Here is a 15,188-nt window from a genome sequence, read left to right on the forward strand (position 1 = left end):
GCCGAGGCGGACCAGCCCCCGGTCCGACCGGCCTTGGCCCTGAATCGACGACGAACACGAACGACTCCTGCGGAGATCCGGAAGGAACCCCCCGATGCGCTTGAAATACGTCCTGTCCGAGGTGTTGGTCGGGCTGTGGCGCAACGTGACCATGACCATCGCGATGATCATCACGATGGCGGTCTCACTGACCATGCTCGGCGCGAGCGGCCTGATGTATCTCCAGGTCGACGCCATGAAAGACGCGTACTACAAGGACATCGAGGTGTCGATCTTCCTCGTCGCGGGCGTGACGGAGGAGCAGCGCACCCAGTTGCAGACCGAGCTGGAGGGCGACCCGCTCGTCCGGGAGGTCAAGTACGAATCCAAGCAGGAGGCGTACGAGCGGTTCAAGAAGCTCTTCGCCGACTCGCCGGACCTCGTCAACGCGGTTCAGGCGGACAAGCTCCCCGAGTCGTTCCGGATCAACCTCGTCAACCCGGAGCAGTACCAGCAGATCCTCGACACCTACAAGGATCGTGAGGGGATCGACGACATCATCGACCAGCGCCGCCTGCTGGAGCAGATCTTCAACATCCTCGGCGCCATCCAGAACATGGCCCTGGTGTCGGCCTCGGTGATGGCGATCGCCGCGTTGCTGCTGGTCGCGAACACGATCCAGGTGGCCGCCTACAGCAAGCGCCGCGAGGTCGCGGTGATGAAGCTGGTCGGTGCCTCCAACTGGTTCATCCAGGCGCCGTTCGTGCTGGAGGCGGTGGTGGCCGGCCTGCTCGGCGCGATCATCGGCTTCGGCGCGCTGATCCTCGGCAAGATCTTCCTGCTCGACGGGTCGCTGCGGGACCTGACCGACCTGCTCACCCCGATCGAGTGGAGCACCGTACTGCTGATGTTCCCGCTCATGGCCGGTGTCGGCGGTCTGGTCAGCGCGGTCACCGCCTGGGTGACGCTCCGGTTCTATCTGAGGGTCTAGCTTCCCGGTCTCCCCGATCCACCGCAGGGCCCCCGGCAGGCGCGAAAAGCGCGAGCCGGGGGCCCTGCGCCGCGAGGTAGCATTGCGCGGTTGTCCCCGGTACGAACGGTACGACGAGGAAGGGGTGTGGCGCCGATGCCACGGGAGAAGGGGCGGAAGGTCGTCGCCTCCAACCGCAGGGCGCGGCACGACTACGCCATCCTCGACACCTACGAGGCCGGCATGGCGCTGACCGGCACCGAGGTCAAGTCGCTGCGGGCCGGCCGGGCCTCGCTGGTCGACGCCTTCGCCCAGGAACGGGACGGCGAGATCTACCTGCACGGCATGCACATCCCCGAGTACGCCCAGGGCACCTGGACCAACCACGAGCCCCGGCGCACCCGCAAGCTGCTGCTGAACCGCCAGGAGATCAGCCGGCTGATTGGCAAGCTGAAGGAGAGCGGGCTGACCCTGGTGCCGCTCTCGGTCTACTTCTCCGACGGCTGGGCCAAGGTCGAGATCGGCCTGGCCAAGGGCAAGAAGTCGTACGACAAGCGGCAGGATCTGGCCAAGCGGGACGCGGACCGGGAGATCGCCCGGGTCGCCGGCCGGCGCGGCAAGGGGATGCTGTGACCGCTGTGACCAGAGTTACGGCCGTGACACGCGGGTCCGGCCCGGTGTGGCGGGCGCTATCCGGAATGAACTCGGCGGGCTGAGGCGTTAGGCTTGGGGTGGTCGCCGAGAGACGGTGGCCGAAGACTTCCGCGGTCCGGGCTCCGGACCGGGGAGCGTCCAGGGGGTGACTGGTTTCGACTTCGTACGTTACGGCAGGGGAAGCGAGCCGAGGAAGCCGACGTCGTCTCGAGAATCGTTCGTCGGAAACCAATAAGCGCCAAGCAGAATCGCGCTGACTTCGCTCTCGCCGCCTGAGGCGGGTAGCAAGTCTGTCGGCCTGGGAGTGCCTTCGACCCAGCTAGCCGGCATCAGCTAGGAGGCTGGCCAACCGGACCCGGTCGCGGGGTCCGTGCGGCGAGATCAATCAGCGACTGGGCCCGTCACACCGACTCGCTCGCGTGATCGGAGGGGCCGAGTAGAGGCACAGCGAGCTGCGCTCGGAGAAGCCCTGGCAAGGCGACGAAGGACCCGGGTTCGATTCCCGGCACCTCCACGACACCGACGGCTGCGCCCCGGTCCACCCGGACCGGGGCGCAGCCGCCTTCGGTCCGTCGCTGTCCACCCGCCCTGTGGCACCGCACGCCCTGCGGCACCCGGGAAGCTGGCGTGCCGCACGGTGCGGCTGAGCCTGCCGGGGCCGGCGGGGCTGACGGGGCAGATGAGGCGGCTACCGAGGGTCGACATCGGCGGGCGGCTGGCAGCACCATCGGTTACATCGGTGCCGCTCTCCGGGAGGTGTCATGCCGGCCGACCCGAACCAGCACCCGTCGTCGTCACCCCCGGCACCCTCGTCGTTGCTCCCGTCCCCGCCGTTGCCGGCGCGGTCGGGGTCGCGGCCTGCGTCGGAGGCGGGATCGGCCAGGCTGCCGACGGCCAGACGTCAGCGAGCCGTGCTGCTGCACGAAATCCATCTCCTGGAAGAGGCGATCGCGGCGCCGGCCCGCGACCCGGGCTGGCGACCTCGGGTCCGGTCGAGCCTCGGTGGGCTGCGTGGCGCCTTCGCCGAGCACATGGTGGTGACCGAGGGGCCGGGCGGACTCTACGCCGAACTGCTGGACCAGGCACCGAGGCTGGTCCGGGGCGTACATGTGCTGATCCGGGAACATGCGTCGGTGGTCGCCACGATGGCCGCACTGCAGCGCCGGGTCGACCTGCCGGAGCTCGACGTGACCGAGTTTCGGTACTCGGCCACCGACCTGCTCAGGGAACTGTCCCGGCACCGGCAGCGCGGGGCGGATCTGGTCTACGAGGCGTACCAGACGGACATCGGCGGCGAGACCTGACCGCGGGCCCCGGGCCGACCGCCGCGTGGTCAGGGCAGGTCGATCGGCAGCTTGATGCCGTCGAGACTGTGCGGGCACGGGCAGTCCCGGTCGGCGGAGAGCCGGCCGACCGCGTCGAGCAGCACCTCGCGCAGCCGCGCGGTGTTCTCGCCGAAGACCCGGAAGACCTCCTCCTGGGTCACCGCCTGCCCACCCTCCACACCGGCGTCGAGGTCGGTGACGAGCGCGACCGTGGTGTAGCAGAGCGCCAGCTCGCGGGCGAGCACCGCCTCCGGATGGCCGGTCATGTTGATGATCGAACCGCCGATCGCGGAGAACCACCGCGACTCGGCCCGGGTGGAGAACCTCGGCCCCTCCACGACGACCATCGTGCCGCCGTCGTGCGCCTCGATCCCGTGCGCGGCGGTGGAGGAGAGCACCGCGCCCCGGCCGCGCGGGCAGTACGGGTCGGCGAAGGAGACGTGTACCGCCCCCCTGTCGTAGTAGGTCTGCGCCCGACCGCTGGTCCGGTCGATGAGCTGGTCCGGAACCACGAACGTCCCGGGGCCGAGTTCCGGGCGCAGCCCGCCGACCGCACAGGGGGCGAGAATCTGGCGTACGCCGAGCGACCGGAGAGCCCACAGATTCGCCCGGTACGGGATAAGGTGCGGCGGAAACCGGTGGTCTCGGCCGTGTCGGGGCAGGAAGGCGACCGCACGCCCGGCCACCTGCGCAATCGTCACCGGGTCGGACGGTGGTCCGTACGGGGTCTCGATCCGATGCTCGGAGGCGTCCTCCAGCAGTGCGTAGAGCCCGGATCCACCGATGACCGCGAGTTCCGCCTGCGCCGCCATGCCCTGCCTCTCCAGTTCCGTTCCCCGGCCGTCTCGTCCGAGCTTCGTCCGGTTCGCCGGAACGTCGGTCGGCCTTGCCAGATTGTCGGCAAAGCGCTCTGTGGACTAGCCCTACAGACCTTAACCAGCGCCAGTGCCGCAAGCTATGGTGCGTGGCATGGCGTTTACTACGCGCAGGATCACCATCGATCCTGTCGATCCGGCCAGGCCGATGACGTGCCCGGACGCGACGACCGACGACGAGACACGGCAGCGCCCCGGGGAGCGGTCTCTGGTCCTCGGGCCGGCCGAGTAGTGGGTGCCGGCGTGTTCGGCGAAGGGCAGGCGATCGGGGGACGATCGATGGAGTCGATGACCGGGCAGTTGCTGGTCGCGACCCCTGCGCTCAAGGACCCGAACTTCGACCGGACCGTGGTGCTGCTCGTGGCCCACGAGGCGGGCGGTGCGCTCGGAGTGGTGCTCAACCGGGCCACCGAGGTGCCGGTCTCCGAGGTGCTCGGCGCCTGGGGTGGGCTGGCCCGGGACCCGGCCGTGCTCTTCGAGGGCGGCCCGGTGCAGCCCGAGTCGGCGATCTGCCTCGCCCGGATGCGCACCCCGACCCAGCGGGTGAAGGGCATCCACCAGGTCACCGGCGCGGTCGGCACGGTCGATCTCTCGGTCGACCCGGACCGGCTCCGCGACGCCGTCACCGGGATCCGGGTCTTCGCCGGCTACTCGGGCTGGTCCCCCGGCCAGGTCGAGGAGGAGGTCGCCCGGGGGTCCTGGTTCGTCCTGGACGCCCTGCCCGGCGACGCGTTCATGGAGCGCCCCGACGACCTCTGGCCGATGGTGCTGCGCCGGCAGGGCGGGATCATGGCGGCGGTCGCGCATTTTCCGCCGGACGTACTGCTCAACTGACCCGGTGCGGCACGGGGGCCCCTCGGATGATCGGGGTCGGGTGGGTGTGTACTATTGCGCGGGTGCCCGGGAGACCGGGCAGGCGGTAGATCAAGGGGCCGTGGCGCAGCTGGTAGCGCACCACACTGGCAGTGTGGGGGTCAGGGGTTCGAGTCCCCTCGGCTCCACCTTGTGTTTGTGCAGGTCAATCGGCATCAGTCATCGACTGATGCCGATTCGCTGTGATCTTGTGATCACAGCTTTGATCACCCGGCGCCCCACACTACGCCCCGGCGACCAGTGTTGAAACGCCCGAAGAAATTGCCCCTGACCAGGGATTATTACTGCCCCTCGGGCTGCCGGGGATACCTGGGCCGAAATGTGGGGCGCAAAATCGTGTAGTACGGCGGTGCCGGCCCGTGTCGCTACGTACGGATCGGTCGCTGAAGTACCCGCCCGACACCTGCTCCCTTGGGGAGGTTGCGGCAGGGCGACTGTCGGGAGCCGCCATGGGGTGCTCCGGCGGTGTTGAGGTCGGTGAGCAGGTCGAGGATCTCGATTTCATGGGCGAGATCGAGGAAGGTGGTCGGCTCGTCGAGCAGCGGCAGGTCGGTGTCCTGGGCGAGGGCCAGGGCGATCCAGACGCCGTTGCCGCTGGCCGTCGGAGAGCTCGTCGACGGGCCGGACGGCCAGCTCGGTGACACCGGTGGCGGCCAGGGTGGTGGTGACCGCCTGCTGGTCGGCGGCCGACCACTGCCGCAGCCACCTCTGGTGCGGAGTCGTTCCCGGGCGACCAGGTCACCGGCCGTGATGCCGTCCGGGGCGACGGGCTGCTGCGGCAGTACGCCGATTCGAGCGGCGACCTCGCGGGTCGGCAGCCGGTGAATGTCGCGGCCATCGAGCAGGATCGTCCCGGTGTCCGGGCGGAGCAGCCGGGCCAGACCGCGCAGCAGTGTCGATTTGCCGCAGGTGTTGGGCCCGATGACGGCGGTGATCCGGCCGGGCGAGATCCGCAGGTCGAGATCGGTGATCAAGGTGTGGCCGTAGCAGCCGAGGCCGAGCCGGCCGGCGCTTAGTTCGGTCGTCCGGTCCTCCCGATGCGGTTGGCTCTGGCCAGCAGCTAGACGAGCAGCGGGCGCCGAGGAACGTGGTGAGCACCCCGACGGCAGTTCGGTCGGGGCGAGGACCCGGCGGGCGGCCAAGTCCGCGCAGGCCAGCACTGCGGCACCGATCGCGGCCGAGGTGACCCGGGCGAGCAGGGAACTCAGTCCCTCCGTCGAGGTGAGGCCAGCCGCCCACAGGGAGGTGCCGGCCAGGCCGGTCAGGTGCCGGCCGTTTTGCCAGGCCGGGACGGTCCGCACAGCCAGGACCTGCACGGACGGGTCAGGACCGAGCTACCTTGCTGTCGTCGGTGCGGAGTGCGCAGTCGGCGGGTGTGGCTGGCGGGTCGGTGAAGGTCGCGACTCCGGGGACGAGCAGGGTGACGGCGCTGGCTGCCGCGACGACGGCTGCCGCGGTGAGCAGGGTGGGACGGGTGCCGAGGGTGGTGACGAGTGGGCCGACGAGGGCGTAGCCGATGGGGAGGAGGGCGAAGGCGCTGAGTTGGTCGAGGGCGAGGACTTTGCCGAGGACGGTGGTGGGGATGGCGCGTTGGAGGGCGGTGAGCCAGTAGATGAAGTACAGCTCGACGGTGAAGCCGCCAAGGGCGAACAGTGCGGCGGTGGCGGGTAGGGGTAGGGGGATGGCGAGGCTGGCGGGGAGGGCGGCGTAGGCGGTGAGGGCGAGCATGCTGATGGTGCCGGGTTGTTGGGGTCGCCAGCGGCTGGCCAGGGCGATGGCGGGCAGGGCTCCGGCGGCGAGGGCGGCGACGATGGCGCCGTAGGCGAGGTCGCCGCCGAGGTGTTGGTGGGCGATGAGGGGGAGTAGGGCGAGGGTGGGGGCGGTGCCGGCGAAGATCTGGATCGCGACGGCGGTCATGACCGCGATGACCCACGGGCGTTGCCGGACGGCGTTCACACCGGCGACCGCGTCGGCGAGTACGCCGGTGGAGGGTTTGCGGTCCGGGTTGTCGCGGACGCCGAGGACGGCGACGGCGCCGGCGGTGAACATGACGGCGGCGAGGCCGAGGGCGGCGTGGATGCCGATGGTGGCGATGAGGGCGGCGCCGGTGAGGGCGCCGATGAGGGTGGCGCTGCGGTGGACGGCGGAGACGAGGGCGTTTCCGCGTTCGAGCAGGTTGCTGGGTAGCAGGGTGGGGACGAGGGAGCGCATGGCGGGCCGGGAGAGGGCTTCGGCGGCGCCGCATAGTCCGGTGACGACGGCGAGGGCGGTCAGCGGGAGCCGGTCGAGGGTGAGCAGGGCGGTGGCGACGACGGCGGCGCGGAGGATGTCGGCGGTGAGCAGGATCCGGGGTCGGGAGACGCGGTCGGCGAGAATGCCCCCGGCGAGGAGGCAGACGACGAGGGCGACCGCGCGGCCGGCGAGGATCGCCGCGACCGTGCCTGCGCCGCCGCCTTGGCTGACGGCGTAGAGGCTGAGGGCGACGGGAAGGATCTGGTCGGCGACGGCGCCGGCGGACTGGCTGCCCCAGACACGCAGAAATCCGGGGTGGTGGCGCAGCGGGGTGGCCGGTTGAGGGGTGGTGGTCATCGGGCGAGTTTCCGGTAGGTGGAGACGTGGCCGGTGCTGCTGGAGGTGAAGGGGTGCCGTTCCCAGCCGGACCAGCGGTGGGTGGGGGTGAGGCCGGCGAGGCGGGCCATGAGGTCGAGTTCGGCGGGCCAGATGTAGCGTTCGCGGACGGTCAGGATCCGTTGTTCGGCGCCGGTGAAGACGACGGTGTCGGTGTGCAGGGTCTGGCCGGCGGGGTCGGCGCGGACGGTGCTGACCGCGGGCTGGTCGCCGTTCATGACCCGCATGCTGGTGGTCCGGCCGGCGGCGAGGAGGGTCAGGTCGGGTATGGAGGCCTCGACGACGATCAGCCCGCCGGGGGCGAGGTCGCGTGCGAGGCGGGTCAGGCAGTCGAGTTGGGCTTGCTGGTCGGGTAGCTGGTAGAGGGTGTTGCAGCTCAAGTAGGCCAGGGCGACGCCAGGTGGGGCCAGGTGGGGGCGCCAGTCGGCGTGCAGGACGTCGCCTTCGACGAGGTGGATCGGCAGGCCGCCGATCTTGGCGCGTAGCCGGTCGGCCATCCGTGGCGACGCTTCGACGGCGATGACGGTGGTGCCGGTTTCGGCGAGCGGGACGGTGAGGCGGCCGGTGCCTGCGCCGACCTCCAGCGCCAGGCGCCCCTCGGCGAGTTCGGCGAGGACGGCCACCGCCGGCTTGGTGTCGGCGAGGTTGGCGAACCAGTCGTCGTAGACGTCGGCCCAGGAGTCCCCGTAGGCTCCCGGGTCGCTTCCGGTCACGCGTTGTCCCCCTCGACATCGTGGGTAGCGGCGGTGACGATGTCCAGGTCGACGAGCAGATCGACGAGTTTACGGGCATCGGCGTCGCCGAACGTGCCCGCCAACGCGGTCAGGCTGACCCAGCCGTCACTGGCCAGGGCGGCGAACAGCGCCGAGGTCGAGGCCGGCAGGGTCACCTGCTTGCCGGGTACGTGCAGCCGCAGACCCTCGCCGCCGGTCGGGTTGACCGCGTACTGAGCGCCGGCCCGTACCTGGTAGACGTCGCTGGCGGCGGGAGGGCGAGGGAGAACCGGGACGGGGTCGGGCGGCAGGTCGCGGAACGCCTCGCGGCGCAGCCCCCACACCAGATCGCCGACGTTGACGCGGTCGAGGATCTGCGGCAGTCGGCGGGCGATCCGGTCGAGAAGGTTCCGGGCGCTGTCGGGGTCGTCGGCCAGGTCCTGGGGGTTGACCGCGGCGCGTAGCCATTCGTCGTCGGCGGCGGCCTCGACGAGCCGGTTGAGCAGGTCGTGGCGGGTGGGCCGGCTCAGGGCGATGGTGAGGTGGATGGACAGGTCGTTCTGCGTGCGGGGGGCGTGCATCGTGCCGCGCGGCAGGTAGAGACTGTCTCCGGTGCGCAGGACGACGTCGTCGAGGTGTTTGCTGGCGGTGCGGAGCCGTTCGCGTCGGGCGGCGGGCTGGTCGAACCAGGCCTGGCTGGGCAGCGGGGACGGGATCGGCGGGGTGCGCAGGTGCCAGAGTTTCGTGCCGGCGATCTGGAGGACGAAGACGTCCTGGACGTCGTAGTGCAGGTCGACGCCGGTGGACTCGGGCGGGGTGATGAACGCGTTGACCCGTACGGGGCAGCCGAGTTCGGCGGCGAGTTGGTGGGCGAGGCGCCGTACCGGAGGGTGGTAGCGGTGTAGGGAGCGCAGGATCAGGGTGGAGCCGGCGGCGATGGCGCGGCGGATTCGGTCGGTGTCGACGTACGCCGGTTCGGCGGGGGTGTCGCCGCGTTCGACGACGCCTGGCGCGGGGACCTCCTTGCCGTCGCGGACCAGCCGTACCGAGGTGGTTCGTAGACCGGCGCCGATGAGCAGGTCCTCGACGGATTGGGCGGTGAACAGGTCGGTGAAGCCGGCGGGTAGGTCGGCGGCGGGGGTGTGCAGGTGTCGGGTGCCGAAGTGGTCGGCGAGGAACTTCTCGGCGGGCAGGCCGACGCAGCGGTTCAGGATCATCGGCTACTCCTCCTGTGCTGCCGGCACGTTCGTGGGGGCGGTGTGGTCGGCGGTGGCCAACTGCGTCGGCGGCGGGTGCGGGTGGTCGACCGGCAGCCCGTCACCGCTCACGGGCGGGTGACCGGCGGCGAGGAGGTAGACGGCGAATTCCTCGTCGGGGTCGACGCCGAGGAGCTGCTCGACGTGGCTGTCGTGGAACGCGACGGTCTGGAACGGGGCCAAACCCAGGGCGGTGCAGGTGAGGGCGAACGTCTGCCCGTAGTGGCCGGCGTCGTACATCCACAGCCGGTACGCGCGAGGGTGGCGGTACTTCCAGGACAGGCGGCCGGCGACGGCAGTGGTGAGGCAGGTGAACGCGCCCTGGTAGGACGGCTCCTGCTCGTAGACGAGGGCGGCGATCCGGGTCCGGTCGACGGTCGGGTCGAGTAGTTCGAGGCAGTGCCGGTCGGGGGCGTAGTGGTAGAGGCCGGGCGGGATGTCGTTGACGGCGAACACGGCGACGTAGCACTCGACCTCGTGCCGTCCGCCGGCAGATGCGCTGACCCGGGCCTGCTGGACGCCGAACATTCCGCCGTCGAGGAACCGTTGCGGGGCGAAGCTGTGGAACAGCACCGTGGCGAGGGCGTCGATGCTGACGGGCTGGTCAGTGAAGCGGCGGTGGGTGCGCCGGCCGGCGAACACGTCCTCGACCGGGGCGCGTAGCGGCAGCGGGCGGCGGGGCAGGAAGACGGCGGGCGTGTCCAGGTAGCGTTTGAACGGTGCCGGCGCGCCGCCTTCGGTGGTGATGGTGGTCGCGACCTCGTCGCGGCGGGGCGAGTCGACGAGGTAGTTCGCGTCGCGGGCGTCGATGTGGAACCGGTGCGCGACCGGCCCCCAGTGCTGCCATACCGGGGCGGGGGTGTCGGCGGTGTCGTCGCTGACGAGGACGCCGATGTCGAGCAGGGTCTTGATCGCCTCCTGGGCGCGGTCGGACTGTTCGCCGCCGACGCGCTGGGCCAGGTCGTCGGCGTCAGTCCACTCGGTGGCGGCCTGCAGGAGGTTGGTCAGGTCGGGGCTGGCGCGCAGCCATCTGCGTTGGCCGGGTAGGGCGACGAACAGCCCGTCGGTGTCCCACCGGCAGACCAGCTGCGCGCGGCGGCGTACCCGCATGTGCCCTCCCTGTCGCGGGGTCGGTTCCGGGTGTCGCGCAGCGGTGCCGGACGTGGCAACCCACGTCCGGCACCGCCGGCTTGTTAGAGCGTCGGGTGGTGCAGCAGCTCCTCGTCGATCTCGACGATCTCGATGTCGAACGCCATGGCGCCTACCTCCTCCCTCGAATTCGGCACATCGCCCCGATGCCGTCTCTGCCGGCGTGGAGGCGGCTTCGGGCGTCAGAGTCCGCAGGCGTGGGGAGCGGAAGAAACGGTGGCGGCGGCCCGCGCGGACAGTGGTGTGCGTCCGGGATTGTGTGGGGCGGCGCGGCCGGTGGATGGGTCACGGCCAGGGTCACACATGTTCACGACGACTCCCCGTGGTCATCTTCACCTGTGGCCACGACGACGTTACCGAGCGCATCATCTGTTGCCAAGGAGATGCAACAACTATGAACAGGCAGATAGTGGGAAGTCGATGTTGGAGTATTCCGTGGTGATCGGGAACTATCCGGGCCTGGTAGGGGTGAGCTGGGCGGCGACGAGTTCGGCGTAGTGGCCGCCGCCCGCGACGAGGTCCTCGTGCCGACCCTGCTGCACGACCCGGCCGTCGTGCAGGACGACGATCCGGTCCGCGGTCCGGATCGTGGAAAGCCGGTGCGCGATGATCAGGGTGGTGCGGCCACGGATGATTCCGGTCATCGCCTCGGCGAGGACCCGTTCGGTCTCGGCGTCGAGGTTGGACACCGGTTCGTCGAGGACGAGGACCGGGGCGTCGGTGAGCAGCGCCCGGGCCAGGGCGACGCGTTGCCGCTGGCCGCCGGACAGCCGTGCGCCCCGCTCGCCGACCGTGGTGTCGTAGCCGTCGGGCAGCGCGGTGACGAACTCGTGCGCGCCGGCGGCGCGGGACGCCGCGACGAGGTCCGCGTCGGTGGCGTCGGGGCGGGCGAGGAGGAGGTTGTCCCGCACGCTGCCGTGGAACAGGTACGGGTCCTGCGGTACCAGGGCGACGAGTTCCCGTACCTGGTCGACCGGCAGGTCCCGCAGGTCGACACCGCCGATGCTGATCCGCCCCGCCTGCGGCTCCCGGAACCGCAGCAGCACGTGGGCGGTCGTCGATTTCCCCGCCCCGGAGTGGCCGACCAGGGCGACGCTGGTACCGGCCGGGATGTCGAAGGTGACGTCCCGAATCGCAGGCCGCCCGCCCGGCTGGTAGCCAAAGCTGACGTCGTGGAACGCCACGTCCGAGGCGGCCGGCATGGCGGCGTCTGCCGCACCGTGGTCCGGGACCGGGTCGGGGGTGGCCAGCAGCCGGATGATGCGGGTGGACGCTGCGGCGGCGAGATTGAGTTCCTTGGCGACCTCGGCGACGGTCGAGACCGGAGCGAAGCTGAACGCGGCGAGGACGACCGCGACCGGGAACGCGGCGGCCGGCATCCGCGCGGTGGCGGTCAGCCAGGCAGACGCGACCAGGACGGCGAGCATCCCGGCGGTGACCAGAGTGTCGACCGCCGCCTTCTCCACCCCGGCGCGGCCCGCGTGCGCCCGCTGCGCCCCGACCAGCCGCGCCGCCGCCCGGGCCACCCGGCCGCGGTGCCGCTCACCGGCGGCGAACACGGCCAACTCCCGCTGCCCCTGCACGGCGTCGACGACCTCGGCGGCGACCTCGGCCGCGGCGTCCTTAACCGTCTCACCCTGCTCCCGGGCCCGGCGGGCCAACCACACCGGAACCGTCGCGACGGCCAGCAGGACGGGTACGAGCACGAGCGGCAGCAGCGGATGGAACACCCCGAGGACGGCCAGCGTGGTGAACGGCACGGTGAGCGCGACGACGAGCGGACTGAGGGTGTGGGCGAAGAACAGTTCCAGGGCCTCGACGTCGGCGACAGCCGTGGTGGCCAGGGACCCGGACCGGGCTTTGTCGAGGCCGGCCGGCGCGACGCGGGCGAACGTGTCCTGGACGCGGTCGCGGACGTCGGCCAGGGCCCGGAACGCCATCGCGTGCGCCAGCAGCGACTCCAGCCACGGCAGCGCCGCCCGGGGCACGATCAGGGCGACGAGGAGCCAGAACCACGGCCACAACTGGTCTCGGTCGGCGCCGGTGGCGACCAGGCCGACCAGGTAGGCGCCGACCCCGGCCGCGACAATGATCAAAAGTTGGTTGAGGATGCCGGCGGCGACCGCGGCGGCGAGAAGCCGGCGGTGAGCGCGCAGCAGGGCGCCCATGTGCCGCAGCCGGACCCGCGCCGTCGTCGCCTGACCTTTGCTCATGTGGTGCCTGCCTGGGTGGTGACGAGGTGGTGGTAGACGGTCCCGGCGGCGAGGAGCTCATCGGGCCGGCCGTGCTCGACCACTCGGCCGCCGTCGAGGACGACGACGTGGTCGGCGCTGCGGACGGTCGACATCCGGTGCGCGATGACCAGCGTCGTGCGGTGCGCGGTGAGCTGCTCCAACGCTGCCTGGATACCGGCCTCGTTGGCGGCGTCGACCGCGGAGGTGGCCTCGTCCAGGATCAGGATCGGCGCGTCCTTGAGCAGCGCCCGGGCGATCGCCAGCCGCTGCCGTTCGCCGCCGGACAGCCGCGCGCCGCGTTCGCCGACCATCGTGTCGTAACCATCGGGCAGGGCGGTGATGAACTCGTGCGCCATCGCCGCCCGGGCCGCCCCCTCGACGGCCGCCTGCGCGGCGTCGGGACGGGCGAGGAGGAGGTTGTCCCGGACGGTGCCGTGGAACAGGTACGTGTCCTGCGACACCACCGCGATCATCGAACGGAGTACCGGCAACGGAAGGTCCCGCACGTCGTCGCCGTCGATACGGACCGCGCCGTGCTGCGGGTCGAACAGCCGCAGCAGCAGCGACACGACCGTGGTCTTGCCCGCCCCGGACCGGCCGACCAGCGCGGTGCGGGTGCCGGGCCGGGCGGTAAGGCTCACCTGCGACAGCGCGGCGGGCGCGTCGGCATGGTAGGCGAACGTCACCTCATCGAGGTCCACCCGTGGCGGACCCTCTCGCCGCCGTGCTGTCCGCCCGCCGCCAGAATGCGTCGCCTGGTCGACGACCGTGGGTGTCTCGTCGAGGAACGCGAACACGTTTTCGGCGGCGGCCAGCCCAGGGTAGGCGGCGTGGAACGCCTTGCCCACGTCGGTCAGCGGACGGAAACACTCCCGCGACAGCAGCAGGATCACCAGTAGCGTCGCCACATCGATCGCGCCGGACGCGGCGCGCAGCGCCCCGATTCCGACCGCGAGCGTTGTCCCGGCCGCCGCCGCGACACCGACGACCACCTCGTACGCGGCGGCGGCGGCGACCAGCCGGGTCGAGGTGCGGGCGAACCGCGCCGACTGCGCCGACAACTCGACGCCGCGCCGCCGGTGCGCGTTGATTCCCTTCAACGTCACCATGCCCTGCAACGCGTCGATTGTGTCGGCGTACAGGCCCCGGTAGTCGGCGAGCCAGCGACGCATCGGCGCGTCCATCACCCGCCGGGAGATCCGTGGGGCGGCGACCACCCCGAGCCCGCAGCCGGCGATCGTGATCCCGACGACCGGATCCAGCCAGCAGACGTAGCCGATCAACCCGACCGCGCCCACCGCTGCGGCGCCGAGCTGTGGAAGGAACGCCGAGAAGTACCGCTCCAGCGCCTCCACCCCGTCGACCAGCACGGACTGCACCTGCCCGGTCCGCACTCCGAGGGTGTAGCCGGGGCCGAGCGTGAACAGCTTGTCCAGCAGCCGGCCCCGCAGATCCTCCTTGGTCCGGCCCGCCACCGTCGCGGCGAGGACCTCACGGGCCCACAGCAGCACGGCCCGCACCGCCTGCAACCCGAGCGCGCCGGCCAGCGCGACGACCGCCGCGCCGAGGCCCCGACCGTCCAGGATGACCACCAGGACATGCGCGATCAGCAGCCCTTGACCGGCATAGCTGCCGGTGATCGCCACCCCCAACAGCACCAGCACCGCCAGCCCGGCCCGCCGACCGGCGGCCAGTCCGAGCAGCCGACGACTCAACACGAGCCCACCTCCCCGAACACGCCCCGCCCGCCACCGTCGCTGCCGACGTCAGCAGATCGAGGCGAGAGCAGCAGGCGGGGCCGGCCACTGACCGGATGAGCCACCACCTGCGCATCGACGCCAAACACATCGGCCACCAACTCCGGCGTCAGGACCTCGACCGGGTCACCGCCGGCGACGACCACCCCCGCGTCAAGGACATACACCTCATCACAGAACTGAACGGCGAGATCCAGGTCGTGCAGCGCCGCGAGAACGGTCAAACCCAGCGACCGGACCAGCGCCAGAATGTCGTACTGGTACCGCACGTCCAGATGGTTCGTCGGCTCGTCGAGCAGCAGCAGCGGCGCCTCCTGCGCCAACGCCCGCGCGATGACCAGCCGCTGCCGCTCACCGCCGGACAGACCCGCCGCCAGCCGCTGCCCGTACCCGGCGAGCCCGACCCGGTCCAACGCCCGGTCGCACGCCTCCCGATCAGCGAGAGTGTCGGCGGAGAACAGCCGCTTGTGCGGGATACGTCCCATCGCCACCACCTCGGCCACGGTGAACCCCGCAGACTCCGGCTCCTGCTGGGCCACCACCGCGACACGCCGCGCCGCCCGCCGCCCCGGCAGCGACCACACATCGTCCCCGCCGACCCACACCGCCCCCCGATACGGACGCAGCGCCCGGTACGCGGCGCGGATCAGCGTCGACTTCCCGCTACCGTTGCGGCCGACCAGCCCGACGAACCGGCCGGCCGCGACATCGACCTCGACGCCGCGCAGCACCTCGTGGCCGTCGAGGACAACGCCAAGTCCCGCCACCCGAAGCC

At 71.2% G+C, this 15,188-nt stretch carries 12 protein-coding genes, 1 tRNA gene, 1 other RNA gene and 1 pseudogene; 6 read left to right on the forward strand and 9 right to left on the reverse strand.

Features of this window, described 5'->3' with window-relative positions; genetic code table 11:
- The first annotated feature begins 94 nt into the window (after nucleotides 1-94).
- The 4 genes from ftsX (at nucleotide 95) to ACN27G_RS00815 (ending at nucleotide 2,907) form a co-directional block, all read left to right on the forward strand.
- A complete protein-coding gene (ftsX, locus tag ACN27G_RS00800) occupies nucleotides 95-970 on the forward strand; it encodes a permease-like cell division protein FtsX (protein WP_421490847.1) in 876 nt (291 codons plus the stop codon).
- A gap of 135 nt (nucleotides 971-1,105) precedes the next feature.
- Nucleotides 1,106-1,582, forward strand: a complete 477-nt coding sequence (gene smpB / locus ACN27G_RS00805; RefSeq protein ID WP_421490848.1) for an SsrA-binding protein SmpB — start codon at nucleotides 1,106-1,108, stop codon at nucleotides 1,580-1,582.
- A 162-nt stretch (nucleotides 1,583-1,744) separates the two neighbouring features.
- Nucleotides 1,745-2,120, forward strand: a transfer-messenger RNA (tmRNA) gene (ssrA, locus tag ACN27G_RS00810).
- Between the two features lie 394 nt (nucleotides 2,121-2,514).
- Nucleotides 2,515-2,907 carry a hypothetical protein gene (locus ACN27G_RS00815; protein ID WP_421490849.1) on the forward strand — a complete coding sequence of 131 codons (393 nt, stop codon included), beginning with the start codon at nucleotides 2,515-2,517 and terminating at the stop codon, nucleotides 2,905-2,907.
- Nucleotides 2,908-2,936: 29 nt separating this feature from the next.
- Here the strand turns inward: ACN27G_RS00815 and ACN27G_RS00820 are convergent, their stop codons facing one another.
- Complete coding sequence (locus tag ACN27G_RS00820; RefSeq protein WP_421490850.1) at nucleotides 2,937-3,740, reverse strand: S-methyl-5'-thioadenosine phosphorylase; 804 nt, start codon at nucleotides 3,738-3,740, stop codon at nucleotides 2,937-2,939.
- A 342-nt stretch (nucleotides 3,741-4,082) separates the two neighbouring features.
- On the opposite strand from ACN27G_RS00820, the gene ACN27G_RS00825 reads away from it, so the two are divergent.
- On the forward strand, nucleotides 4,083-4,637 hold the full coding sequence (locus ACN27G_RS00825) for a YqgE/AlgH family protein (protein ID WP_107258059.1): 555 nt from the start codon (nucleotides 4,083-4,085) through the stop codon (nucleotides 4,635-4,637).
- A 94-nt stretch (nucleotides 4,638-4,731) separates the two neighbouring features.
- Nucleotides 4,732-4,804 (forward strand) — tRNA-Ala (locus ACN27G_RS00830).
- 339 nt (nucleotides 4,805-5,143) lie between these two features.
- Here the strand turns inward: ACN27G_RS00830 and ACN27G_RS00835 are convergent.
- From ACN27G_RS00835 to ACN27G_RS00870, 8 genes and pseudogenes are all read right to left on the reverse strand, one after another.
- A pseudogene (locus tag ACN27G_RS00835) lies at nucleotides 5,144-5,692 on the reverse strand (ABC transporter ATP-binding protein); the annotation flags it as partial.
- Nucleotides 5,693-5,999: 307 nt separating this feature from the next.
- On the reverse strand, nucleotides 6,000-7,265 hold the full coding sequence (locus ACN27G_RS00840; protein ID WP_421490851.1) for an MFS transporter: 1,266 nt from the start codon (nucleotides 7,263-7,265) through the stop codon (nucleotides 6,000-6,002).
- Nucleotides 7,262-8,017, reverse strand: coding sequence for a class I SAM-dependent methyltransferase (locus tag ACN27G_RS00845; protein ID WP_421490852.1), 756 nt, complete (start codon nucleotides 8,015-8,017; stop codon nucleotides 7,262-7,264). The genes ACN27G_RS00840 and ACN27G_RS00845 overlap by 4 nt, the downstream gene beginning before the upstream one ends.
- A complete protein-coding gene (locus tag ACN27G_RS00850) occupies nucleotides 8,014-9,234 on the reverse strand; it encodes a cupin domain-containing protein (protein ID WP_421490853.1) in 1,221 nt (406 codons plus the stop codon). The genes ACN27G_RS00845 and ACN27G_RS00850 overlap by 4 nt, the downstream gene beginning before the upstream one ends.
- Before the next feature lie 3 nt (nucleotides 9,235-9,237).
- Nucleotides 9,238-10,383, reverse strand: a complete 1,146-nt coding sequence (locus ACN27G_RS00855) for a SagB/ThcOx family dehydrogenase (RefSeq protein WP_421490854.1) — start codon at nucleotides 10,381-10,383, stop codon at nucleotides 9,238-9,240.
- Between the two features lie 488 nt (nucleotides 10,384-10,871).
- A complete protein-coding gene (gene cydC / locus ACN27G_RS00860; RefSeq protein WP_421490855.1) occupies nucleotides 10,872-12,635 on the reverse strand; it encodes a thiol reductant ABC exporter subunit CydC in 1,764 nt (587 codons plus the stop codon).
- Nucleotides 12,632-14,374 carry an ABC transporter ATP-binding protein gene (locus tag ACN27G_RS00865; protein WP_421490856.1) on the reverse strand — a complete coding sequence of 581 codons (1,743 nt, stop codon included), beginning with the start codon at nucleotides 14,372-14,374 and terminating at the stop codon, nucleotides 12,632-12,634. The genes cydC and ACN27G_RS00865 overlap by 4 nt, the downstream gene beginning before the upstream one ends.
- Complete coding sequence (locus ACN27G_RS00870; RefSeq protein WP_421490857.1) at nucleotides 14,368-15,180, reverse strand: ABC transporter ATP-binding protein; 813 nt, start codon at nucleotides 15,178-15,180, stop codon at nucleotides 14,368-14,370. The genes ACN27G_RS00865 and ACN27G_RS00870 overlap by 7 nt, the downstream gene beginning before the upstream one ends.
- Between the last annotated feature and the right edge of the window lie 8 nt (nucleotides 15,181-15,188).

Origin of the sequence: Plantactinospora sp. WMMB334 (genome assembly GCF_049179095.1) — a bacterium.
Taxonomy (GTDB): Bacteria; Actinomycetota; Actinomycetes; order Mycobacteriales; family Micromonosporaceae; genus Plantactinospora.